Genomic DNA, 23921 nt, shown 5'->3' with positions numbered 1-23921 from the left:
ATAGTGATATTTAACAATTAAGTAGTTCAAAAGAGCCGTACTGTTAGTCCCGCTTACCTGCCCGATATTTTTATTGTTTTTTTAAAATAATGAATTCTTTATTTTAAAACCTTTATTTTTATTAGCGAGGTTACCAGTACTTTTTCGTATCTGTCACATATTGAACATAATATGAACAAGAAACTACCAGTATGCTTAGAAAATAAAATGTAAAAAGAATTTTTTTATACTACCAATCTGCTAAGGATACCAAGAGAACTCGTTCTAGCTTCTCTAGAACATCGAAAATTCAGATGGAGTCTCAACTCCACCTGAATGGAAATTCCCACCTACGCTACGCTTAGAGGTGGGGGTCTATGACCCCTTAAGAACAAATCAGTTCAATTAACCTCGATACTCTACTATCTATTTCTACTACAAAAAAAGTTCATTCAGAACTAAGAAAAATATCTTAGCTGAATGAACTTCTTAGTAATATTAATCTTTAAAATACAGTACGTAATGTTTCTTTATCATGTGTTAACCAATATTTCATTAGCTTTTTTGCTCCCTCTAAATCATGAAGCTTTGCTTGACCACATTCTTTTTCTGTAGCTGCAGGAACTACTGCTATTTCAAGACTATAATTTAAAGCAGCTTCCATTACATCAATAATTTCATCGATAGTAGGTTCGCCACTTACAATAAGATAAAAGCCTGTTTGACATCCCATTGGCGATACGTCTATCACATCAAAGTGATCATACTTTTCTGTGAATCTACGAATGTTAATTGCTAGTAAATGTTCTAGCGTGTGAATAGCTCCAGGATTCATCGCTTGTTTATTAGGCTGACAAAAACGTATATCAAATTTATTCACAACACCATCTGTACCTATTTTATGAACTCCACAATGTCTTACAAATGGAGCTTTTACAAGATTATGATCTAATTCAAAACTTTCGACTGAAGGCATTTGTCATCCCATTCCTTTCAACATGAAATTTCAGTAAGTATTTATTATATATCAACTATTTAGATTTGTCTAAATAAACTGAATATAACACATACAAAAGATTAGGAGTATAACCAACTTCAAAGAAGCTAAAAAGTTAATGTATTTATCCTAACTATAAATAATCTTAACGTTTAAAATTGCTTCGCTGCCTAGATTTTAACAAATTCATTTTATCATTGATTATATTTTTTTGAGAATTTGTTGCATCTTCTAAAAGGTTCATTGAAACAACTACATTACCTTCTAGTTTCACAGAAACAACACTACCTTCTTTCGCCTTCAGTGGCAGCTTTTCAATTGGTACATTGTATTCTGTCTCATCTTTTCCCACTAGTATAACTGCCCATTTACCATCTATGATTCGATCTATAATCCCTTTCATGAATTCCCACCTCCAGAGTTTCAACTTTTAAGATTGCTACATGTTTTAAAACAAACTGATTATCAAATTTAAAGTAATACTTTGTAGTATTGAAGATATGGTTTGACATGAGGTCTACTTAAAATTTCTTTAAATGAGTGATTTCATAATTACCAAAAACGTATCGCACAAACCTATATCTAGTTGTATTAGTGCGATTTTAAATAACTAGGTAAGTATACTGTCACTCGATTAATAGTATTATGAAATTCACTCCTTTCATACAACTTTAAACCAGTTTTTTAGTTTTTTTATTGCATTGTATATCGGACTAGGTCTTTGTACCTATTTTCACTTTGTTTTCAATACTAATTTACTAATCATCTAGCATCCACATACACATATGGTAAAATATAGATAATACAAAAAAGCAAGAGGTGAACTATGGAGATTTTCGTTGCTAGGCAGCCAATTTTAACAAAAACCGAAGAAGTAATAGGATACGAGCTTTTATATCGAAATAGTCACAACAACACCTTTACTAAAATTGACGGAGATGGAGCAACTATTGAACTACTGTTAAATAGTTTTATTGGCATTGGCAACAAAAAAATTTCTAGTGGAAAAAAATTATTTATTAACTTTACTAGAAACCTACTCATAAAACGTGTACCACTTCTTCTTTCTCCTGAAAAAATTATTATTGAAATCCTCGAAGACGTAGAAGGCGATGCTGAAATAATTGATGCTATAAGTGAATTTAAACAACTAGGTTATACTATTGCACTTGACGACTTTCTCCTTAAAGATATTAATAAAAGTTTAATTACTTATGCAGACATAATAAAGGTTGATTTTCGTCAAACTTCTTACGCTCAACGAAAGATTATTCAAAATATTGCCCAATTCAATAACATTACTCTACTTGCCGAAAAAGTTGAGACAAGAGCTGAATTTAATCGCGCATTAAAGGAAGGTTATGCCTTATTTCAAGGGTACTTCTTTAGTAAGCCCGTCATTTTATCTACTCAAGATGTTCCATTTTATACAAACGATTATTTAGATCTATTATATGAATTGCATAGTCCCGAACCGTGCATTGATAATCTTACAGCAATAATCGAGTGTGATCTTTCCCTTTCCTATAAAATATTAAAAATTGTTAACACGATGGATTATTATACACGTATAAAAATTACTTCAATTAAACAAGCAATCTTAACTTTAGGAATTAATGAATTAATCAACTTAATTGCCATCATCTCTTTAAGTAAGCAAATAGATAGTTCTGCTGTTTCTAATGAACTTTTACTAAGATCATTAACTAGAGCAAAATTGTGTGAATCTTTAGGTGATATGTTATTTGGTACTAAGAAAAAATCAGAATGTTTTATGTTAGGGATGTTTTCATTATTAGACGTAATATTAAAACAACCTCTTGAAAAAACTCTTGAAGCATTACCTTTATCTGATGATATAAAATATGCATTACTCGGTTATCAAAGCCCATATAAGCTATTATTAGATTTGATTGTCGCAATTGAAAAGGCCGATTGGAACCAACTAAAGTTGATCGCTCCTAAAAATCTATCTAAGCATTACGAGGATGCTATTTTGTGGGCAACAAAAATTAATAGTAATATAGATAATGAATACGATAGTGCGAAAGCGTTTTCTAAGTAATTCTTATGTGAAATACCTTTAATTTGATACCATATACTTTCATCTAAAATCAGTGGGGATATAAGTCCCCACTGATTTAGTTTAAACTATTTAATTACTTCTTCTGGAAGAACGATTTCATCAACTTCATTATACCCATATATTGTTGCACTCATTGTCTGTACAGTATGAACCCTCTCGCCATCGACTACCATTTCCATTTCCATAATCATATTTAGTCTTGTTTGGTACAACGTTTCTTTATCAATAAAAATCTCATAATCTATGTTATTTAATTCTAGATGACTAAACAGCTCTAACATTTCTTCAAAATCTTCAGTCCCTACCCCACCAAAAAGTTTAGCAATTTCAAGAAATTCTGTACCTTCACCAGTAAGCTTTAATACATATTCGTTACCCGATTCTGTCATATCAATTTCATCGATAAAGCTCGTTAACACATTTAGCTGTTGCTCCGGACTTATTTGCAATTCAGATAGTGCACCTATTTCTCCTATTAACTCTGGAGGTAATTGCATCCATTCATTAGTCATAGGTTCATACATATAAATTTGATTATCAACAAAATACATTTCAGTTTCAATTGTACTCATCATTTCCATATCTGTTTCCATCATCATTTTTTGATAAAATGCTAAAGGGGCAAGTGTCATATCAGCATTTAAAGTTAGAAACATTTCAACTGTTTCATCATCATTTATTGTCAACGTTTGATTACTTTCCATTTTCATAGAATAACTATTTAACCCTTCCATTAATTCTAACGATTTTATTAGTACATCACTAGCGCTCGTTAAAGATCCTGAACTTTCACTATTACAAGCAGACATGACTAACATGAATACGATGGCAATCCCAACCGACTTTAATTTTCTCAACATAATATCCCTCCAAAATTTAGACTTCCTTAATACTTACGCTAACCGTTTTCAGAAGTTTCAATTTTTTCAATAGTAAAGGCAGTCCAAAAACTGGACTGCCTTTCAAATCCTAATTATAAATTAATTACCATTACTTTATCTCTCATCATTGACTCAATACTTCTACCAACACCTTGTACACCAAGACCTGAGTTTTTCACACCAATGAATGGGAAATGGTCAGGTCCACGTTCTGGTTTACCATTTAACTGTACAGTTCCTACATTTAGCTTAGATACTAAAGCAAAAGCGTCTTGAACATTTTTTGTAAAGATACTTGCTTGTAAACCATACTCCGACTTTCTCTCTAACTCAATCGCCTCAAAGACACTAGATACTCGAATAATTGGTAACACTGGACCAAATTGTTCTTCCCACGCAACCACCATGTCATCAGTTACATGATCAATTAAAGTCGGTGCAATTAGGTTGTCTGTTCTTGAACCGCCAGCTACAATTGTAGCACCTTTGCTTTTAGCATCAATTATTAAGCCTTCAACGAAATCTGCTGCCTTTTCGTTAATTAGTGGAACAACCGTTGCTTCTTCACTCGCTTTACCTACTTTAAGCTTTTGGATCTTTGCTTCAAGTTTACTTACTAACTCATCAGCAATTGTATCTATTACGAAAACTTTTTTAATTGCTGTACAACGTTGACCAGAATAAGAGAATGCACCACCAATGATTTGGTCTGCAGCATGTTCTAAGTCTGCATCTGCTAAAACGATTGCTGGATCCTTCCCTCCCAATTCTAATACTAGAGGGATCATCTTCGCTTTTTGTGCTATATCTTGACCCGTTTTCGTTCCACCAGTAAATGAAATCATATTAATGTCAGGGTGAGTAACAACAAAATCACCGATATCAGCACCTCTACCTGTCACAACATTTACGACACTTTCTGGAAGTCCTGCGTCAACTAATGCTTCAACCATTAAGATACCACTAATTGCACCTTGAGTTGCTGGCTTAAATACAACCGTATTACCAGCAATAAGCGCAGGAGCAACTTTAGCAGCAGCAAGGTTAACTGGATAGTTAAATGGTGAAATAGCTAACACAACTCCTAGTGGTTCCTTTTGAATTAGCGCAAGCTTGTTTTTGGATCCACCTGGAAATGAATCTCCCTTCATTAATTCACCATGTATACGAACTCCCTCTTCAGCTGTATAACGAATAATTTCAGCTGTTCTTACAACTTCGCCAACTGCTGAGGATGGAGATTTCCCAACCTCTAAAGCAATCATTGCTCCAATTTCATTTTTTCTTTCCTCTAGCTTGTCCGCCCAACGATATAACAAGTTACTTCTCTCGTGAACAGGTGTGTCTGCCCATTTCACTTGAGCTTCCTTTGCTAAACGAACTGCTTTATCCACTTCTTCTTGACTCATCGCCGGAACTGAACCAACTAGTTCATTTGTTTCAGGAGCAAAAATGTTCACCCATTTATCTGTTGTACTCTTACTCCACTCATTATTTATTAAAAATTGATATTTTAAATCTTCAGTAGCTTTCATTTATTAATACACTCCATTCAGATATTTTTAATTGTTTTAACGATAATTCTAAAACAATGTTCCATCACTTCCCCTATAATGATAAAACATATTAAAACTAATTAAAACATTTGAAAGCACTTTCAGGCAACTATTTTGTTTACCTTTTTTGAAAATTCTAAAAGTTGGAATAAAGTCTACTTAATGTATCTAAAAAACAATATAAAGCTGCACTTCAATCAGTGGGGGTTTTACTTCATCCACCACCTAAACTTCTCAATTTTCTTAAGTTTTGAGGTGGGGGTCTTACTGCCCCTTAAGAGTGGGATAAGACTGTTAATTAGCAAGACGGAAATTATTAAAAGGGGAAAATAGATGATCATAAACCTTAATGATGAATCAATATACGTGGATAAGAACTTACTAACATGTGGATTACTAAGATTGCTTTTTTAACTGTGTCTATTTTTACACAAAACTGAATAAGTATGTGCATAATTATAGTTTTATACTACTATTAACTTTGTTCATCGGGTTTTACTGGCTCATAAGTGTTCATACTTTTAATTTTTTGTTGATAATCTATTATATGGCCTAAGATTTGTTCCGATTTGTACACAACTGACTAAACTTTGTGGATATCTCGATACTTGTGTCCTTAAAGTTACGTTTATTTGCATTACTTCTTGTATGGCAAGTAACATAGGTACTTAGCACCTATGAATTCATTCGAGATTTATTACACGTAGTAATTGAAGTCAGTAGTAGCTTAAACGAAGTGACCGAGCTCGTAGGCGCTGAAACTAGACAGTTTCCAAATTAGAAATTTTTATATTTTCTTACCTTAGAACAAAATAAAAAACTTCCTTAATATTTAAGGAAGCTTTTAAGTGCGGGTGAAGGGACTCGAACCCCCACGTCAAAGACACTAGATCCTAAGTCTAGCGCGTCTGCCAATTCCGCCACACCCGCGTATGAAAAGTTATTTTGCTAAGTAAAAAACTATGGTGAGCCATGAAGGATTCGAACCTTCGACCCTCTGATTAAAAGTCAGATGCTCTACCGACTGAGCTAATGGCTCTTTATAAATAATAAAAATTTTGTTAAAGCAATACTTATACTAGGAGTGCGGGCATAGGACTTGAACCCCCAACCTACTGATTAAAAGTCAGTTGCTCTACCGATTGAGCTAGGCCGGCATATATAGGTAAGTTATTTTTGCTCGACTTTGTTAAGCAAAAAAACTCTGGTGGAGGATGACGGGATCGAACCGCCGACCCCCTGCTTGTAAGGCAGGTGCTCTCCCAGCTGAGCTAATCCTCCAAATATGCTTCTACTTGTTTTAGTAGAAAATTTCTACTAAAAAGTTGACCTAAAACTATTGGTGACCCGTACGGGATTCGAACCCGTGTTACCGCCGTGAAAGGGCGGTGTCTTAACCGCTTGACCAACGGGCCAGTATAAAAAACCGCGACTGGCGGAGAAGGAGGGATTTGAACCCTCGCGCCGCTTACACGACCTACACCCTTAGCAGGGGCGCCTCTTCAGCCACTTGAGTACTTCTCCTTAATATGGCTCCACAGGTAGGACTCGAACCTACGACCGATCGGTTAACAGCCGATTGCTCTACCACTGAGCTACTGTGGAATAAATCTAGTATGGTGGGCCTAAGTGGACTCGAACCACCGACCTCACGCTTATCAGGCGTGCGCTCTAACCAGCTGAGCTATAGGCCCATACTTTTGGAGCGGGTGATGAGAATCGAACTCACAACATCAGCTTGGAAGGCTGAGGTTTTACCACTAAACTACACCCGCATTAATAATTAATTGCATGGTCGGGAAGACAGGATTTGAACCTGCGACCCCCTGGTCCCAAACCAGGTGCTCTACCAAGCTGAGCCACTTCCCGACATTTCTATGGCGCGCCCTGAGAGATTCGAACTCCCGACCTTTTGATTCGTAGTCAAACACTCTATCCAGCTGAGCTAAGGGCGCATGTTGTTTTTTAATTAAAACTTTTCATGATGGTACCGAGGGCCGGACTTGAACCGGCACGATAGTCACCTACCGCAGGATTTTAAGTCCTGTGTGTCTGCCAATTCCACCACCCCGGCATACCTATAAAGACTTTTTTGAGCACTTGGAGGCGGCACCCGGATTCGAACCGGGGATAAAGGTTTTGCAGACCCGTGCCTTACCACTTGGCTATGCCGCCAAGAATATAATATGCTCAATATTAAGTTAATTAATCACTGGAGCGGAAGACGAGATTCGAACTCGCGACCCCCACCTTGGCAAGGTGGTGTTCTACCACTGAACTACTCCCGCGAACTAAATGGCTGGGCTATCTGGATTCGAACCAGAGAATGACGGAGTCAAAGTCCGTTGCCTTACCACTTGGCTATAGCCCATTAATATAATTATATGGGGCGATCGATGGGAATCGAACCCACGAATGCCGGAGCCACAATCCGGTGCGTTAACCACTTCGCCACGACCGCCATATTCTTTTGTTTGGCAGGGGCAGTAGGAATCGAACCCACACTGGAGGTTTTGGAGACCTCTGTTCTACCGTTAAACTATGCCCCTAAAGGCACTATATCTTATCTAATATGTTAAATGGTGGAGGGGGACGGATTCGAACCGCCGAACCCTAAGGAGCGGATTTACAGTCCGCCGCGTTTAGCCACTTCGCTACCCCTCCAAAATATATAATTGGTTTAGTTATTAATGGCGGACCCGACCGGGATCGAACCGGCGATCTCCTGCGTGACAGGCAGGCATGTTAACCGCTACACCACGGGTCCTTATTTAATATGGCGGAGGAAGAGGGATTCGAACCCCCGCGCGGTTTAACCCGCCTGTCGGTTTTCAAGACCGATCCCTTCAGCCGGACTTGGGTATTCCTCCGTATCATATCAATAAATTAAGTTGATAAGTTATTTTCGCTTCACGAAAAAACTTTGGTAGCGGCAGAGGGGATCGAACCCCCGACCTCACGGGTATGAACCGTACGCTCTAGCCAGCTGAGCTACGCCGCCAAAAAATAAATAGGTAAGTTATTTGGCGGAGGAAGAGGGATTCGAACCCCCGCGCGGTTTAACCCGCCTGTCGGTTTTCAAGACCGATCCCTTCAGCCGGACTTGGGTATTCCTCCGTATCATATCAATAAATTAAGTTGATAAGTTATTTTCGCTTCACGAAAAAACTTTGGTAGCGGCAGAGGGGATCGAACCCCCGACCTCACGGGTATGAACCGTACGCTCTAGCCAGCTGAGCTACGCCGCCAAAAAATAAATAGGTAAGTTATTTTTGTTCCACTTCGTTTCACAAAAAAACTTTGGTGGAGCCTAGCGGGATCGAACCGCTGACCTCCTGCGTGCAAGGCAGGCGCTCTCCCAGCTGAGCTAAGGCCCCATAAGTACAATCTAGCAACGTCCTACTCTCACAAGGGGAAGCCCCTAACTACCATCGGCGCAAAAGAGCTTAACGATCGTGTTCGGCATGGGAACGAGTGTGACCTCTTCGCTATCGCCACTAGATTATATTAATTTCAGAGATCCTTCTCTGAAAACTAGATAACATACATATAAGTTTCTTGAGTGTAAATTCAATTCTTATTTTAGGATAAGTCCTCGACCGATTAGTATCTCTCAGCTCCACACGTCACCGTGCTTCCACCCGAGACCTATCAACCTCATCATCTCTAAGGGGTCTTACTGGATTAACTCCAAGGGAAATCTCATCTTGAGGGGGGCTTCATGCTTAGATGCTTTCAGCACTTATCCCTTCCATACGTAGCTACCCAGCTATGCTCCTGGCGGAACAACTGGTACACCAAATCGTATGACATGATCAACCTCTTCAACCTTCTTAATGAGCACACATCTTTCAATCCTGGCAAATCTATGATAAAATTCACTCACACGCAACCCCAATCTTTTACTTGTTTCTCGTCAATTCAAGTATAAAAGAATTGGTAGGTTGCGTGTTCTTTTTTGCTTCATGGGCTACGCCCATGAAGCAAAAAAGAAGAATATCACCACTAACCTAATTGTTTGGATACCCCAACAATTATTATAGAGCCGAAAAGTAAAAGTAATAGAAATATTACAAAGGCAGTTCCTATATGCATGAGGAACTGCCTTTGACGTTTATGTAATCGCAAACCTATCTACGATATAACCATCCATGCGTTACCTTTCTCTTTGACTCAGAAAAAGTACCCTTTTACACAAGAAAAGTGTCCCCCTTATGGCTGCTTCCTTCCGGATCTGACCCGTTCGTAGGTTTTTCGTTGTAAAAGACTTTTTCCTCAACACCAAATCAAAAGTACTGACCACACATGATTAGACCTTCGATAGGAATTCGACCCTACTATAGCGGATTGTAGGTTACAAGGTGCCGCTAGCTCCCCGTCTATTGCGATGTGTTTCATTTGATAAGTTAATATTACTATGGTTTTTATATCTTGTATATATTAATCGTTTGGTAGTTGAGGTTGGAAATGGCAATTAATTATGTTAAATAGAAATGTTGAGTGGAGGGCAGAGGTGGTTTGGTGAAAGATGTTCTAAAAACGAGGCTTGTTTGTAGAAACCGTGTGTTCGATATACGTAGATGAATATTGTGCTTAAGCTAGATTACGTAATCATTTTTATCCCACACTTAAGGGGCAGTAAGACCCCCACCTCAAAACTTAAGAAAATCGAGAAGTTTAGGTGGGGGATTAACTGCCCCTAAAGGTCCGATATAGAATAACTTTCATCAGCGAAAGTTGATGATTAGTTATTCTTATGCCCGTGGTATAAGTTGAACTAACAATCAGTGGGGGATGAAAGAAAACCCCCACTGATTGAAGTTCAGCTTTATACAGTAGTTAATTTCTGAGAATTCTATTTATTTCGACAAATATTTGTGGTAAATTAATAGTACTTTGAAACTGAAAGGAAGATAAAAGAAGTATGGAACAATTTAATAATGTCACGATCATCAAGAAAGCTAACACATATTTTGACGGAAAAGTAACAAGTCGCGTAGTTATATTTGAAGATGGTACAAAAAAGACTTTAGGGATTATGTTACCTGGTGAATATACGTTTTCCACTGATGTTAAAGAAGAAATGGATATTTTAGCTGGTCATTTAGAATATAAATTACAAGGTGAAGATTGGAAGGTTATTGATGGTAGCGGTGTGTTTTATGTACCTGCTAATGAAAAATTTCAATTGAAAGTTCATTCTGTAGTTGATTATTGTTGCTCATACTTGGCAGAGTAAAGGGTAACAATTAATGCTAAATAATTAAATGTATTGAGCAATCTTGGGACTATAACTGTAATCCTCACAAATATTTTGTGAGGATTTTTCATATAATCAGAATTTATAAATTTCTAACTTGGAAACTCTCTAGCGCAAGCAGCATACGAGCTCGGTCACTTCAGTCAAGCAAATGACTTCAATTACCTCTTGAAATCCTTCGTTGATTAGCTTCATGCAGCTTTGCACCTGAGCAAACGGAGTGGCACAGCGACTGATGCTCGTGACCAAGGCGCTTGCGCTTTTCTTGATGGGTGAGATACATTTTCGAAAACAGTGAGAAAGGTGAGAAGCCGAAACGAACGGAAGTAGTATTATCCTGCTAAATCAACTTAAAAATTAGTTTCATTGAATTAACTCGTCCATGATTTTTAGATAAGTTTTTTTAAAGTTGGAATTATAATTATCGAAAAAGTTATAAATGTCTAAGCACATTATATTGTGATTGAATACAGTAAGTGTAAGTGGAGATATCCACAAACAAATGCAAAAGGAGGGGATGGTAATATGTCACATCCACATGGATTAGGAGCAGGTTTTGCGTTAATCGTAGTATTGTTTATCCTTCTAGTTATTATTGGAGCTGCATATGTGAGCTACTAATAACGTGCAACCATTGATTGTCTCGAAAAATGTGGAAAATCTAGGGGAACTACAAAAGCGATATGTATGGATTGCATAACGCTTTTTCACTGATTCTGAAAAGAAGAACTCACAATGAATAGTTAGCTTATACTAGTGAAATAAGCTTTTATCAATTGTAATGAAGAAAAACAAAAAAATTGAGTGCTAAACTTGTCAGTTTTACTTTGGAGGAACCTTTAGTGGATTTTCACTTAGTCATAATTTTTATAAATATGAAAAATAAGGACATTCGTCTAATCACATGTACTGACACGTGAATACAGTACTCGTAGGTGGAGTAATTCCACAATTAAAATTATAAGGAGTGTTGAAATATGTCTCACGTAGGAACAACAGGTTTCGCGTTAATTGTAGTATTGTTTATTCTTTTAGTTATCGTAGGTGCTGCTTACGTAGGTTACTAATTAATAAGACTTGGGATGCCCAATCTAAGAGGATTGGGCATCCTTTTCTTTGAAGAGATAAGTTTTCGAGATTATAATTCGGAATTATAGATGCTTTTCTAATTAAGTTTTAAAGAAATGTTAAATGGGAATAGTAATAGTGATGAAAATAAGGTTAGGTGATTATGTGTTTGAGCAAGGAAAAAGTAGTTTATCCCACACTTAAGGGGCAAGTAAGACCCCCACCTCAAAACTTAAGAAAATCGAGAAGTTTAGGTGGGGGATAAACTGCCCCTAAAGGTCCGATGTAGAATAACTTTCATCAGTGATAGCTGATGATTAGTTATTCTTATGCCTGTGGTATAAGTTGAACTAACAATCAGTGGGGGATGAAGGAAAACCCCCACTGATTGAAGTTCAGCTTTATTGAATTTTAATCTGCCAATTTTCTTAACTAATCAGTTTTATCAATGATAAAGGAGTAAGTTGTAAACGTTTTAATTAACCTCTAGTTATTTTTTGTGAAATCAAGGATAGTGAAGATAAGGATAGTATCATTTTTGATATAATTAATATCGCTATAGGTATAATCGCGTGGAGGAAAAAGTAAAATGGATGTAAAAAAATTTGATGCTCTTGATATTCTTGAGAAAATAACGGATGGATTTTTTATATTGGATACCAAGTGGAACTTTATTTATCTAAATCAAGCGGCAGAAAAAATGTTTAATCGACCAAAAGGAAAACTGCTCAGAACTAGTTTATGGGACCAATTTCCTCATATGGTTACTTTACCTATTTTCAGTTATTTTCATTTGGCAATGAAAGAACAACAGTCGGTAAGCTTCGAGTTATATTACCCCTTAAAAAATCAGTGGTTTGATTTGCGGGCATACCCATCAAAGGAAACGCTATCTGTATATTTTGTAAATATAACATCTTCCAAAAGAAAAAGTATAAAAAGAGAACAGCATTATCAATCTTTATTTACGAATAATCCAGATGCCGTTTATTCATTTGATTTAAAAGGTCGATACATAAGTGTTAATAAAGCGTTAGAAGAATTAACTGGTTATCGTGAAAATGAATTAATAGATCAATCATTTCACCATCTGATAGCTAAAGAAGATTTAGAAAAAACAATGTATTTTTTTAATGAAGCAACTAATGGTGTTCCGCAAAATTATTATTGTAAAATAATTCATAAAAGTGGAAGAATCATACATTGTAAGGTTACCAATATACCAATTACGATAGGAAATAAAGTCATTGGCGTATATGGAATTTGTAAAGATATTACTTTGCAAAAGGTAGCTGAGGAAAGTATTGAAAAAGCGGAGAAGCTTTCCTTGGTAGGACAATTATCTGCTTCAATTGCCCATGAAATTAGAAATCCATTAACGACATTAAAAGGATTCCTACAATTAATAAAAAAAGAAAAAGAAGTTAATCCGATTCACCTTGAAATATTACTTGATGAAATGAATCGCATCGAAATGATTACGAGTGAATTGTTACTTTTAGCAAAGCCCCAAGCAGTTCAATTTACTAATGGGAACATTAAAGATACGATAAATGATGTTGTGACTTTGTTACAATCGCAAGCACTGATGAAGAATATCGAAATTATTTTTGAATATGAAAAAGTAGGAAGCATTAGCTACGTAAGTAATCAGTTAAAGCAGGTATTTATCAATCTTATTAAAAATGCTATCGAATCCATGACTGATGGTGGGGTAATCAAGGTTGTCCTTCATGACTATAGTCAAGAAAATATCCTAATAGAAGTAATCGATCAAGGTTGTGGAATTTCAGATGACTTAGCTCCTAATATAGGGATGCCATTTTATTCAACAAAAGAAAAAGGTACGGGATTAGGGATGGTAACTACTTTTAAAATTATAAATGACCATGGGGGAAAGATTGAATTTACTAGTAAAATAGGAGAAGGGACTATCTTTAGAGTTTTTCTGCCGAAGCCAAGGCGAGCAACCAAGGTTAATATATAGTAGTAAAGTTAGTTGAAATTTGGAAAATTATCAAAAACACACCAATAGTTAGAGGAGCGTTTTTGATTTTTTTATTTTTCTACAAAATAAAAAGCGTAAAGACATAATATAAACTAATTAATGATTGAACGAAAAATATGAAACCCCATAATATAGTGGGAATAAACGTGTTTGATGCAAGACTAGTAGCATCACCTGCACGGGAAGGATGAAAAATGCTTAGGTAAAATATCGTAAAGGCACTAGATACTGAGTGGATAAGGATGATGCTTGATGATAATAATATTAGAGCTTCCTTCAATGCTAATAACTGATGATATTCGATATAAAAACTAAATCCAATAAAAACACAAAGCCAAAGAATGCCAAAAAAGTTTCGAACCCATAAGACAAGATTTATGATTGCCAAAGCTAATAATCCATAAAATATAAATACTAGATTGTTTGAATTTATAAAGTAAAAGCAAAGAAAAGCAACGACTGAAGAAGTTGTATAGCCAGCATAACTGACGATGACTCGAGATAGCCACGATCTAGTACCAACTTCAGCCAATCCTTCGCTGTTTAAATATAACGAAACGGAATATACCTTCCCACTTGTCATAAGTGCAGCAATTGCATGTCCAGACTCATGAACTAACGTATTAATCGTACAAAATAACCTTCTAATAATAGGAATATGACAGATGACAAAGGCAGCTACTAAATAGTAAAAAATATGTTCCAAGTTCAATCACCTCCATATCAATTTATTATAGTCAATTTTGTTGTGTTACAAAATAAAGGAAATTGTCCAGGCTCTATAATTTGCTTGGATCACATAATAGCGGTAACCGAAGTAAAGTGGTAACCAAAGTTTGTGAATGGATCCCGCCCCATGGTGGAAAGTGTAATCAGGTAACAGTAACAAGAGTAGAACAAACTTCAGTTATGGGAAGAAGTGAGTGAAACTTATTTTAAGTGGTGCTAATATTTAGGCATACCAACAATAAAAATAAAAATGTATTTGAATATATTTTTGAATTCAAAGTAACCTAATAAGAAAAAGTTTAGGTGATATAAATGTCGATGAAAAAACAATGGATGATAAATATTGCAAGATTTTAACTTCATGACTAAGTTATTAGAGGTACGAAAAATAAATGACCGTAAAAAGTTTCCTACTAAGTTTTCGGAAGTAGTATTAATCGTTGAATGCGATGAAACAAAATTTGAGCAAGTTGAAGAAGTACTTTGGATGAACTTAGTATTAGGTGTAAATAATTTTTCTCTATATTATGAATTTCCTCATTCATAACCTTGCCCGAAAGATACTATACCTAGTTACGCTGAACCGATCGTAATTAGGTATAGATTTCTGTAGCTTGGTTTAGTACTAAAATGTCCAGGAGGTAAATAGGCAGACGAATTAAAAATCCCAATCGAAAAACTCTTTTACAAATTGAAAAAATATTTTTTCAGTAGGTGCCAGTGATCGGTTTTTGGGTATTATGATACCAACCGTTCGTTGCACTTCTGGTGTGTCGATTGGTATTTGTACTGTTAAACTAGACGTTCGATCGTAAAACGTACCATTAGGTAAAAGGCTTACACCAATACCGGCGGAAACAAGACCTTTTATAGCATCCATATCTTCTCCTTCTGCTGAAACCTTAGGTTCAAATCCTGCCTCATTACATGCATCAACGGCGATTTGACGTAATACATATCCATTTGGGTATAATACAAAATCATCGTTTTTCAAATCGGCAAGAGACAAACTTTTATTTGCAGATGCAGGGTGATTAGCTGGTACTAAAACAGAGATATTCTCAGAAAATAATACGTGCGCTTCTATATCAGCGGTACTCGGTGGCACTGGACCAAGAAAGGCAAGATCTAATTCACCATTCTTTACTGAATCGATTAATGAAGCATATGAACCTTGACGTAAATGGTAGGAAATCTTCGGGTGCTCCGTTTTAAAAGCAGAAATAACGGTGGGGAGTAAATGGTTGGCAAGGCTTGTCGGATAGCCAATTTTTACTGTCCCGAATTCTGGATCTAAATATTCATCTACTTTTTCTTTGGCGTAATCAATCGCTTTTATCGCTGCCTTTGAATGAATTAAGAACGTTTTGCCAATAGGGGTTAGTTTAATATTTCTACCTACTCGATCAAATAACGCAACTCCAAGTTCATCCTCAAGTTTTGATATTTGTAGGCTTATTGCCGATTGTGCGACATGAAGATGTTCTGCAGCTTTTGTAAAATGTTCTCTTTCAGCAACTTCTATAAAATAGCGTAGTTGTCGTAATTCCATGGACACCATCCCTTTTTTATATCGATATGAGATAGAAATCATCTAAATCATATATTGTATATATTAATTTGATACCATAAAATAAAAACTACGTAAAGCAATTCGTGAAAAAAACTAACAGGGGAGATAAAAATGACATTTAATAACTTACCAAAAGCACAAGGTCTCTATCATCCTGAATTCGAACATGATGCATGTGGAATTGGTCTATATGCGCATATTAAGGGACTTGCAACTCATGATATTGTAAAAAAAGCACTAAAAATGTTATGTCAGCTTGACCATCGTGGCGGACAAGGAAGCGATCCTTTAACAGGGGATGGCGCTGGTGTAATGGTGCAAATTCCTGATCAATTTTTCCGTAAAGCATGTCCGGAAATTAATCTTCCAAATAAAGGTCGTTACGGAGTAGGGATGCTATTCTTTTCAAAAAATGAAGCAGAGCGTCTTGAAGTTGAAGCTCGTGTAAACGAATTGATCGAACAAGAAGGGCAGACGCTCCTAGGTTGGAGAACAGTGCCTATCGATGTAAATCAAATCGGAAAAGGTGGACAAGAAACATGTCCTGTTATCCGTCAAGTGTTTATCGGTGCAAACGATGAAATTCAAGATGATTTAGTGTTTGAAAGAAAGCTATTCATAATTAGAAAACAAGCAGAACATTGGGCAAATGAACGTGAGTTACGTTTTTACTTTGCGAGTTTATCAAGTAGAACAATCGTTTACAAAGGTTTGTTAACACCTCAACAAGTAGATACGTTTTATCTTGATCTACAAGACGATTCTTTTGTATCAGCTTTTGCTTTAGTACATTCCCGCTTTAGTACAAACACATTCCCGAGTTGGGAAAGAGCGCATCCGAACAGATATCTTATCCATAATGGAGAAATTAATACATTAAAAGGTAATATTAATTGGATGAAAGCTCGTGAACAACAATTTGTTTCAGAAGTATTTGGTGAAGATTTACCGAAATTACTTCCAATCCTAGATACTAGCGGAAGTGACTCATCTGTATTAGATAACGCGCTTGAATTCTTTGTTTTATCAGGTAGAAAGCCTGCTCATGCAGCAGTAATGTTAATTCCTGAACCGTGGACAGAAAACCCACATATTTCAGAAGAAAAGAGAGCTTTTTATGAATATCACAGCTGTATCATGGAGCCTTGGGATGGTCCAACGGCGATTTCATTTACAGATGGAAAACAAATTGGAGCTATTCTAGATCGTAACGGTCTACGTCCAGCTAGATATTATGTAACAAAAGATGATTACATTATTTTCTCATCTGAAGTTGGGGTTATTGATGTTGAAGAAGAAAATGTTCTTTACAAAGAACGTTTGAGCCCAGGGAAAATCCTATTAATTGATTTAGAAGAAGGACGTATTATTTCTGATGAGGAAATCAAATCAGAAATGGCCAATGCGCATCCATACCAACAATGGTTAGATAAGCAATTAGTAAAGTTAGAAGAAAAACAAGTGTTAGCTGAAGAATTTGGAGATTTACTTCAACGCCAAAAAGCATTCGGTTATACGCATGAGGATGTTAAAAAGTATTTAATTCCAATGATTACACAAGGGAAAGACCCTATTGGTTCAATGGGATATGATAGTCCTTTAGCGGTATTATCAGATCGTCCGCAATCATTGTTTAACTATTTCAAACAAACTTTTGCACAAGTTACGAATCCGCCAATTGATGCAATTCGTGAGCATATCGTAACATCAACTGTATCGTACTTAGGAGCTGAAGGGAATTTACTTCATCCAAATGAAAATAATTGTCATCGAATTCAACTTGAAACGCCAATTTTAACACAAGATCAGTTAGCACAATTAAAACAGGGTGTTACTTCGGAGTTTAAATGTTCAACTATTCACACGTTGTTTTCTGAAGATTTAGAAACTTCTCTTGAGGACGTATGTCAAAAGGCAGAAAAAGCAATTGAAGAAGGGGTAAGTTTACTAGTTTTATCAGATCGAGATATGAGCAAAGACCAAGTAGCAATCCCAACTTTATTAGTAGTTAGTGCAGTGCATCATCACCTTGTTAAAAAAGGTGTTCGTACGAAAGTTAGCTTAATTGTAGAAACTGGAGAGGCTAGAGAAGTACATCACTTTGCTGCATTAATCGGCTATGGAGCAGATGCAATCTATCCATATCTTACTTATGCAACGTACCATGCAGCCACTTTAGATGGTAGCTTATCATTAAGCTACGAAGAAACAGTAAGAAAGTATGTAAAAGCTGTTACTGAAGGTGTTGTAAAGGTAATGTCAAAAATGGGGATTTCAACAATCCAAAGTTACCGCGGGGCACAAATCTTCGAAGCAGTTGGTATTGGTTCAAGTGTAATTGACCGTTATCTTACTGGAACAACTTCACAACTTGGTGGAATTGATATAGAAACGATTGCCAAAGAAGCTAAAAATCGTCATGAGGCTGGATATGTTGAATCTTATGATAAAACATTAGATACAGGAAGTGACTATCAATGGAGAAAAAATGGTGAGCATCACCAATACAATCCAACTACAATTCACACGCTTCAATGGGCTTGTCGTAAAGGTGACTACAATTTATTTAAGCAATATTCTAAAACAGCAAATGAAGAAAAAGCTGGATATTTACGTAATTTATTCTCATTTAATGAAAAACGCCAGTCGATCTCAATTGACGAAGTTGAGTCTGTAGAATCGATTGTGAAACGTTTTAAATCAGGAGCTATGTCATATGGTTCATTAAGTAAAGAAGCTCATGAATCCTTAGCGATTGCTATGAACCGCTTAGGTGGAAAAAGTAATAGTGGTGAAGGTGGAGAAGATCCAAGCCGCTTTACAGTAGATGAAAATGGAGACAATCGTCGAAGTGCAATTAAGCAAATTGCATCAGGTCGATTTGGAGTTAAGAGTCACTATCTTATTAATGCAGATGAATTACAAATCAAAATGGCACAAGGAGCTAAGCCAGGTGAAGGTGGTCAGCTTCCAGGTAACAAAGTTTATCCTTGGGTTGCTGAGGTTCGTGGGTCAACTCCGGGTGTTGGACTTATTTCACCACCTCCACATCATGATATTTACTCAATTGAAGATTTAGCGCAGTTAATTCATGATTTGAAAAATGCTAATCGCCATGCGCGTATTAGTGTAAAACTTGTATCAGAGTCTGGTGTCGGAACAATTGCTGCGGGTGTTGCTAAAGGTGTTGCGGATGTTATTGTAATCAGTGGATACGATGGTGGTACAGGTGCTTCACCAAAAACAAGTATCAAGCATGCTGGATTACCATGGGAGCTTGGCTTATCAGAAGCACATCAAACATTAATGCTAAACGGTTTACGTGACCGCGTTGTACTAGAAACAGACGGAAAGCTTATGACAGGTAAAGATGTAGTTATGGCTGCAATTCTTGGAGCAGAAGAGTTTGCCTTTGCAACAGCTCCACTTATCGTATTAGGGTGTGTTATGATGCGTGCGTGTCATTTAGATACATGTCCTGTAGGTGTTGCTACTCAAAACCCAGAACTTCGTTATAAGTTTGCTGGAGATCCTGATCACGTAGTCAACTTCATGCGCTTTATTGCCGAAGAAGTTCGTGAAGTCATGGCAGAGCTAGGATTTAGAACAGTTGAAGAAATGGTTGGACGTACAGATGTACTTCAAGTAAGTGAAGGTGCAAAAGAACATTGGAAAGCGAGTCAGTTAGATTTAACTGCATTAACTTACCAAGCTGAGGGCCCTCGTACAAAGTGTATCTCTCAAAATCATAAGATAGATGAGTCTTTAGATATGCAAAAAATCTTGCCAGCAGTACAAGACGCATTAGAAAATCAAAATCCAGTTGATGTAACATTCCCGATTATGAATGTTAATCGCGTTGTTGGTACGATTGTAGGAAGTGAAGTTTCAAAACGCTATGGAGAAAAAGGATTGCCTGAAGATACGATCACACTTCGTTTTAACGGTTCAGCTGGTCAAAGTTTTGGTGCCTTTGTTCCTAATGGTATGACTCTTCATTTAACAGGTGATACAAATGACTACTTCGGAAAAGGTTTATCAGGCGGTAAATTAATCGTTAAACCAGATCCAAACGCAGGACTAAAAGCAAGTGATAATGTTATTGCTGGAAATGTTGCTTTCATCGGTGCAACAAGTGGTGAAGCTTACATTAACGGACGCGCTGGTGAGCGTTTTGCAATTCGAAACAGTGGTGTGAAAGCCGTTGTTGAAGGAATTGGAGACCATGGATGTGAATATATGACTGGTGGACGTGTCGTTATCTTAGGTAATGTTGGGAAAAACTTTGCAGCTGGTATGTCAGGTGGAATTGCTTACGTACTTGCTGATGATGTAAACGAATTTAAATCATTATGTAACAAAGAGCTAGTTGAATTCGAGACTCTTGAAAATAAAGAAGAGACAAAAGAAGTTAGAGAGATGATCGTTAACCATTTCTATTATACGAAGAGTGAAAAAGCCGATCATGTTCTTAAAAACTGGGATCAAATCACAAGCAAGTTTGTAAAAGTTATTCCGAAAGACTATAAGCGTATGATGGAAAAAATTCAGGAACACAAAGCAAGAGGTTTAGCTGAAGATGAAGCAATTATGGAAGCCTTCCAAGCTAACGCAGCTGTAGAGAAAAAAGCACCAAGTAAAAAATTAGAAGTAGTGGTGAAATAAGAAAGGAGGAGAATGATCATGGGAAAAGCAACAGGATTTATGGAATATAGTCGCAAAAAGCCAGAGGAAAGAGATCCTAAAACACGGTTAAGTGACTGGAGTGAATATTCATCCTTTTTCTCTGATGAAGTATTAAGTGAACAAGGAGCTAGATGCATGGACTGCGGAACTCCTTTCTGCCATACAGGAATGATTATTCAAGGTGCAGCATCTGGTTGTCCTATTAATAACTTAATTCCTGAATGGAATGATTTAGTTTATCGTGGAAGATGGAAGGAAGCATTAGAACGCCTACAAAAAACAAATAATTTCCCAGAATTTACGGGACGAGTTTGTCCCGCCCCTTGTGAGGGGTCATGTACGGTATCGATCTCTAACCCTGCGGTATCAATTAAGGGTATTGAGCGCTCGATCATTGATAAAGGATTTGAAAATGGGTGGGTTACTCCTCGCATTCCGAAAAATCGTACAGGAAAGAAAGTCGCAGTTATCGGTTCAGGCCCATCAGGATTAGCAAGTGCTGACCAATTAAATCAAGCTGGTCATTCAGTAACTGTTTATGAGCGTGCTGATCGACCAGGCGGATTATTAATGTATGGTATTCCTAACATTAAACTTGATAAAGGTGTAGTAGAGCGTCGTATTAAATTAATGCAGCAAGAAGGTATTGATTTTATTACAAACACTGAAGTTGGGGTAGATATCACAGCTGAAGAAATAAAACAACAGTATGATGCAGTTGTGCTCTGTATTGGGGCTAGAAAAGCGCGTGATCTCAAATTTGAAGGTAGGGAAGCAAAAGGAATTCATTTTGCAATGGATTACTTAACGAAAGCTACAAAAAGCTTACTAGATTCAAACTTTAAAGATGGTAATTTCATTGATACAGAAGGTAAGGATGTTATCGTTATTGGTGGTGGTGACACTGGGGCTGACTGTGTTGCAACAGCAACAAGACAAAACGCGCGTAGTGTTGCATTATTCCAAATTCTTTCGAAACAACCTGAAACTAGACCTGAAAACAATATGTGGCCAGCGTATCCGAATGTGCACACTGTTTCATATGCTCATGAAGAAGCAGCTGCTAAATATGGTAAAGACCCTCGTGAATATTTAATTCAAACGAAGAAGGTCGTTACTGATGAAAATGGAAGTGCAAAAGAATTACACACAATCCAAGTTGAAGAAACTAAGGATGAAACCGGCCGACTAATGTTTAAAGAAATTCCTGGAACAGAAAAAGTATGGCCTGCACAGTGCATCTTTATTGCTGTTGGTTTTGAAGGTGTGGAACAACCAATGTTAACACAATTCGGTGTAGAAACAGTTAACCAAAAGATCGATGCAGAATACGGTAAGCACACAACCAATGTAGAAGGTGTGTTCGCTGCTGGTGATGCGAGACGTGGTCAAAGTTTAATTGTTTGGGCGATCAATGAAGGTCGCGAAGCTGCACGTGAAGTAGACAAATATTTAACGAAATGTTTAGTTAAGTAATGATTAATACTCCCCGAATATACTAGATCGTTCAGTTTTTGGAGAAAAAATAGTAATTAGAAATAGAAATAGCGTACCAATTCCTATGATTGGTACGCTTGTTTTTGTTGTTATATCATTATTTCGTAGGACATTATGAAAAAATTGGCAAACGAGTTCAAGTATAATATTTTACAATGTTATAGAAAAGCCAATGTTCCCAACTTGAAAATCGCCCTTTCCTCGTTGTTTAGGAAACTATAGATTTCTTCCTTGTGTTATAACATTACAGAGGTGGTGTCAACGTCTAGCTTCAGCAGTTACGAGCTCAGTTTTCGGTTGTTGCTTTGTGACGAGCAAATGGAGTGGCGCTGAAGCTTTATTTACAATATCTTTACAAAAACAAGCTTGAATATTCTTGCATAAGTAACTTATCATATAAGTAATTTGTTATATGTTGCGTATATATTTTAATTGAAAAAGCATGAACAAAGTAAGCTATAAAGTAAATCGTAATACTAGGAGGAAAAGTAAATGAGAACAAAGAATTACCATGAATTGTTAAGTAATCGTATTTATATTGGTGGAGCTAATGATGTTGAGGATGTATTAAAAAATGAAAAAATTGATGTTGTTTATGATTTAAGAGCAGAGGCACCAACAGAAGAGACTAACTATCATCGAGTACATAGTCCAATTGTTGACGATGCGGGGCATCAAGATGAGTTTATTAAAAAGTCCATTGATCATGTTGTTAAGTCTTATCATGAAGGTAAAAATATTTACTTCCATTGCCAAGGTGGTAGTAACCGTACAGGTACCGTAGCAGTTGGAACCCTTCTAACCTTAGGTAAAGCAAGTTCAATCGAAGAAGCTGAAGAACTTGCTAAAGCTGCTCGTCCAAAGATTAATGTTAAATCTGAGAATAAAGAAGCTCTAAAAAGAGTATTTCCAAATGGGTAAGTTTTGAATGTATAAAGGTCAGATCCTCGCCGTTACAATGGTAGGTCTGATCTTTTAATTTGAAAAGATAGTTTGTTATGATGTTGTACATGACCGAATGCCTGTTATTTTGCCAGAAGATACATATGAGATGTGGCTAAATCCGGATGTAAATGATACCGATTTATTAAAATCACTATTAATTCCTTATCCAGCAGATAAAATGAGTTCCTATAAAGTATTAACTTTAGTAAATTCACCGAAGAACGATCACCCAGAAATTTTAACACCATTAAATAGTCGTTGATAAATCTGTGGGAATAACGGGAACAATAAGGTAGAGGTCACGTTAGAGAAGGGTGCGTGTTCGGTATAGAAAAAAAGAGAGATAGCGGTTACCTAAATACCACCTCAATGATCGGGTTTTCCTTAGAATAAATTAACCATGTTTTTCTCATAATATATATGTAGAAAAAAGAAAGGTGGGGTTTGGCTTGACAAATAAAAAGAAGCGTAATAATTCTAAAGGTGGTAGTCAAAAAGGAAATACTCATAATGACGGGTTGACTTCCGATAATATTCTATCATATGAAGAACTTGAAAAATCAATATCACCAACTGGACGACAAAATTCTAAACAATAAACTGAGCATTTTATTGAACACTTGTACAACTTGTGAAAAATTAATTTATCATAATTA

Annotated in this window: 17 protein-coding genes, 23 tRNA genes, 1 rRNA gene, 1 other RNA gene and 1 other annotated feature; of the genes, 11 read left to right on the top strand and 31 right to left on the bottom strand. The window is 36.5% G+C overall.

Annotated features, from left to right (window positions below):
• Nucleotides 1-484 precede the first annotated feature (484 nt).
• Nucleotides 485-955, bottom strand: a complete 471-nt coding sequence (locus BKP45_RS06220) for an S-ribosylhomocysteine lyase (protein WP_071388798.1) — start codon at nucleotides 953-955, stop codon at nucleotides 485-487.
• A gap of 166 nt (nucleotides 956-1121) precedes the next feature.
• Nucleotides 1122-1379 (bottom strand): DUF3006 domain-containing protein, encoded by a 258-nt coding sequence (locus BKP45_RS06215; protein WP_071388797.1) that lies wholly within the window; start codon nucleotides 1377-1379, stop codon nucleotides 1122-1124.
• 423 nt (nucleotides 1380-1802) lie between these two features.
• Between BKP45_RS06215 and BKP45_RS06210 the strand changes: the two genes are divergently transcribed.
• Entirely contained in the window at nucleotides 1803-3041 is a 1239-nt protein-coding gene (locus tag BKP45_RS06210; protein WP_071388796.1) for an EAL and HDOD domain-containing protein, read from the top strand.
• Between the two features lie 86 nt (nucleotides 3042-3127).
• Here the strand turns inward: BKP45_RS06210 and BKP45_RS06205 are convergent, their stop codons facing one another.
• The 27 genes from BKP45_RS06205 to ffs form a co-directional block, all read right to left on the bottom strand.
• Nucleotides 3128-3922, bottom strand: coding sequence for a DUF6612 family protein (locus BKP45_RS06205; protein WP_071388795.1), 795 nt, complete (start codon nucleotides 3920-3922; stop codon nucleotides 3128-3130).
• Nucleotides 3923-4035: 113 nt separating this feature from the next.
• Nucleotides 4036-5478, bottom strand: a complete 1443-nt coding sequence (locus BKP45_RS06200) for an NADP-dependent glyceraldehyde-3-phosphate dehydrogenase (protein WP_071388794.1) — start codon at nucleotides 5476-5478, stop codon at nucleotides 4036-4038.
• A gap of 870 nt (nucleotides 5479-6348) precedes the next feature.
• A tRNA-Leu gene (locus BKP45_RS06195) sits at nucleotides 6349-6429 on the bottom strand.
• Between the two features lie 33 nt (nucleotides 6430-6462).
• A tRNA-Lys gene (locus BKP45_RS06190) sits at nucleotides 6463-6538 on the bottom strand.
• Between the two features lie 166 nt (nucleotides 6539-6704).
• A tRNA-Val gene (locus BKP45_RS06180) sits at nucleotides 6705-6780 on the bottom strand.
• 59 nt (nucleotides 6781-6839) lie between these two features.
• A tRNA-Glu gene (locus BKP45_RS06175) sits at nucleotides 6840-6914 on the bottom strand.
• Nucleotides 6915-6932: 18 nt separating this feature from the next.
• Nucleotides 6933-7023: transfer RNA gene (locus tag BKP45_RS06170), tRNA-Ser, on the bottom strand.
• 6 nt (nucleotides 7024-7029) lie between these two features.
• Nucleotides 7030-7104: transfer RNA gene (locus tag BKP45_RS06165), tRNA-Asn, on the bottom strand.
• A gap of 12 nt (nucleotides 7105-7116) precedes the next feature.
• A tRNA-Ile gene (locus BKP45_RS06160) sits at nucleotides 7117-7193 on the bottom strand.
• A 7-nt stretch (nucleotides 7194-7200) separates the two neighbouring features.
• Nucleotides 7201-7274 (bottom strand) — tRNA-Gly (locus BKP45_RS06155).
• Between the two features lie 17 nt (nucleotides 7275-7291).
• Nucleotides 7292-7368 (bottom strand) — tRNA-Pro (locus BKP45_RS06150).
• A gap of 9 nt (nucleotides 7369-7377) precedes the next feature.
• Nucleotides 7378-7454: transfer RNA gene (locus BKP45_RS06145), tRNA-Arg, on the bottom strand.
• Nucleotides 7455-7484: 30 nt separating this feature from the next.
• Nucleotides 7485-7573 (bottom strand) — tRNA-Leu (locus BKP45_RS06140).
• Between the two features lie 27 nt (nucleotides 7574-7600).
• A tRNA-Cys gene (locus tag BKP45_RS06135) sits at nucleotides 7601-7674 on the bottom strand.
• Nucleotides 7675-7712: 38 nt separating this feature from the next.
• Nucleotides 7713-7787 (bottom strand) — tRNA-Gly (locus BKP45_RS06130).
• Nucleotides 7788-7795: 8 nt separating this feature from the next.
• A tRNA-Gln gene (locus tag BKP45_RS06125) sits at nucleotides 7796-7870 on the bottom strand.
• Nucleotides 7871-7884: 14 nt separating this feature from the next.
• Nucleotides 7885-7960, bottom strand: a tRNA-His gene (locus BKP45_RS06120).
• A gap of 14 nt (nucleotides 7961-7974) precedes the next feature.
• Nucleotides 7975-8048, bottom strand: a tRNA-Trp gene (locus BKP45_RS06115).
• Nucleotides 8049-8079: 31 nt separating this feature from the next.
• Nucleotides 8080-8163, bottom strand: a tRNA-Tyr gene (locus BKP45_RS06110).
• A gap of 27 nt (nucleotides 8164-8190) precedes the next feature.
• A tRNA-Asp gene (locus BKP45_RS06105) sits at nucleotides 8191-8266 on the bottom strand.
• A gap of 10 nt (nucleotides 8267-8276) precedes the next feature.
• Nucleotides 8277-8369, bottom strand: a tRNA-Ser gene (locus BKP45_RS06100).
• Between the two features lie 54 nt (nucleotides 8370-8423).
• Nucleotides 8424-8500 (bottom strand) — tRNA-Met (locus BKP45_RS06095).
• A 23-nt stretch (nucleotides 8501-8523) separates the two neighbouring features.
• Nucleotides 8524-8616: transfer RNA gene (locus BKP45_RS06090), tRNA-Ser, on the bottom strand.
• Nucleotides 8617-8670: 54 nt separating this feature from the next.
• Nucleotides 8671-8747, bottom strand: a tRNA-Met gene (locus tag BKP45_RS06085).
• A 53-nt stretch (nucleotides 8748-8800) separates the two neighbouring features.
• A tRNA-Ala gene (locus tag BKP45_RS06080) sits at nucleotides 8801-8876 on the bottom strand.
• 9 nt (nucleotides 8877-8885) lie between these two features.
• Nucleotides 8886-9001, bottom strand: a 5S ribosomal RNA gene (rrf, locus tag BKP45_RS06075).
• A 93-nt stretch (nucleotides 9002-9094) separates the two neighbouring features.
• Nucleotides 9095-9335 (bottom strand) — a sequence feature (23S ribosomal RNA rRNA prediction is too short).
• 286 nt (nucleotides 9336-9621) lie between these two features.
• An RNA gene (ffs, locus tag BKP45_RS06070) (signal recognition particle sRNA large type) lies at nucleotides 9622-9887 on the bottom strand.
• A gap of 536 nt (nucleotides 9888-10423) precedes the next feature.
• Between ffs and ppnP the strand changes: the two genes are divergently transcribed.
• The 4 genes from ppnP to BKP45_RS06050 all read left to right on the top strand — a co-directional run bounded on the left by ppnP (nucleotide 10424) and on the right by BKP45_RS06050 (nucleotide 13814).
• Complete coding sequence (ppnP, locus tag BKP45_RS06065) at nucleotides 10424-10738, top strand: pyrimidine/purine nucleoside phosphorylase (RefSeq protein ID WP_071388793.1); 315 nt, start codon at nucleotides 10424-10426, stop codon at nucleotides 10736-10738.
• Nucleotides 10739-11284: 546 nt separating this feature from the next.
• A complete protein-coding gene (locus BKP45_RS06060; protein WP_071388792.1) occupies nucleotides 11285-11380 on the top strand; it encodes a YjcZ family sporulation protein in 96 nt (31 codons plus the stop codon).
• Between the two features lie 356 nt (nucleotides 11381-11736).
• A complete protein-coding gene (locus BKP45_RS06055) occupies nucleotides 11737-11826 on the top strand; it encodes a YjcZ family sporulation protein (protein WP_071307967.1) in 90 nt (29 codons plus the stop codon).
• A gap of 590 nt (nucleotides 11827-12416) precedes the next feature.
• Nucleotides 12417-13814 carry a PAS domain-containing sensor histidine kinase gene (locus BKP45_RS06050; protein ID WP_071388791.1) on the top strand — a complete coding sequence of 466 codons (1398 nt, stop codon included), beginning with the start codon at nucleotides 12417-12419 and terminating at the stop codon, nucleotides 13812-13814.
• A gap of 79 nt (nucleotides 13815-13893) precedes the next feature.
• On the opposite strand, the gene BKP45_RS06045 is transcribed toward BKP45_RS06050, so the two are convergent.
• Nucleotides 13894-14541, bottom strand: a complete 648-nt coding sequence (locus BKP45_RS06045) for a M50 family metallopeptidase (RefSeq protein ID WP_169824070.1) — start codon at nucleotides 14539-14541, stop codon at nucleotides 13894-13896.
• A gap of 366 nt (nucleotides 14542-14907) precedes the next feature.
• Here BKP45_RS06045 and BKP45_RS06040 point away from each other — a divergent pair, with 366 nt between their 5' ends.
• Nucleotides 14908-15111, top strand: coding sequence for a hypothetical protein (locus BKP45_RS06040; RefSeq protein WP_071388789.1), 204 nt, complete (start codon nucleotides 14908-14910; stop codon nucleotides 15109-15111).
• Between the two features lie 111 nt (nucleotides 15112-15222).
• Here the strand turns inward: BKP45_RS06040 and BKP45_RS06035 are convergent, their stop codons facing one another.
• On the bottom strand, nucleotides 15223-16116 hold the full coding sequence (locus tag BKP45_RS06035) for a LysR family transcriptional regulator (protein WP_071388788.1): 894 nt from the start codon (nucleotides 16114-16116) through the stop codon (nucleotides 15223-15225).
• Between the two features lie 132 nt (nucleotides 16117-16248).
• Between BKP45_RS06035 and gltB the strand changes: the two genes are divergently transcribed.
• The 5 genes from gltB to BKP45_RS22450 all read left to right on the top strand — a co-directional run bounded on the left by gltB (nucleotide 16249) and on the right by BKP45_RS22450 (nucleotide 23864).
• Nucleotides 16249-20802: a glutamate synthase large subunit gene (gene gltB / locus BKP45_RS06030; protein ID WP_071388787.1), complete on the top strand. Its 4554-nt coding sequence runs from the start codon at nucleotides 16249-16251 to the stop codon at nucleotides 20800-20802.
• 18 nt (nucleotides 20803-20820) lie between these two features.
• A complete protein-coding gene (gene gltD, locus BKP45_RS22030; protein ID WP_071388786.1) occupies nucleotides 20821-22299 on the top strand; it encodes a glutamate synthase small subunit in 1479 nt (492 codons plus the stop codon).
• Between the two features lie 513 nt (nucleotides 22300-22812).
• A complete protein-coding gene (locus BKP45_RS06020; protein WP_071307973.1) occupies nucleotides 22813-23241 on the top strand; it encodes a protein-tyrosine phosphatase family protein in 429 nt (142 codons plus the stop codon).
• Nucleotides 23242-23338: 97 nt separating this feature from the next.
• Nucleotides 23339-23527, top strand: a complete 189-nt coding sequence (locus BKP45_RS06015; protein ID WP_071388785.1) for an SOS response-associated peptidase family protein — start codon at nucleotides 23339-23341, stop codon at nucleotides 23525-23527.
• Nucleotides 23528-23714: 187 nt separating this feature from the next.
• The gene (locus BKP45_RS22450) at nucleotides 23715-23864 is read left to right on the top strand and encodes a hypothetical protein (protein ID WP_169824069.1); all 150 of its coding nucleotides are present in this window, start codon (nucleotides 23715-23717) and stop codon (nucleotides 23862-23864) included.
• Nucleotides 23865-23921 lie beyond the last annotated feature (57 nt).

This window comes from Anaerobacillus alkalidiazotrophicus (assembly GCF_001866055.1).
Note: the sequence above shows the minus strand (reverse complement) of the source record. Positions and strands in the feature narration are given on the sequence as shown.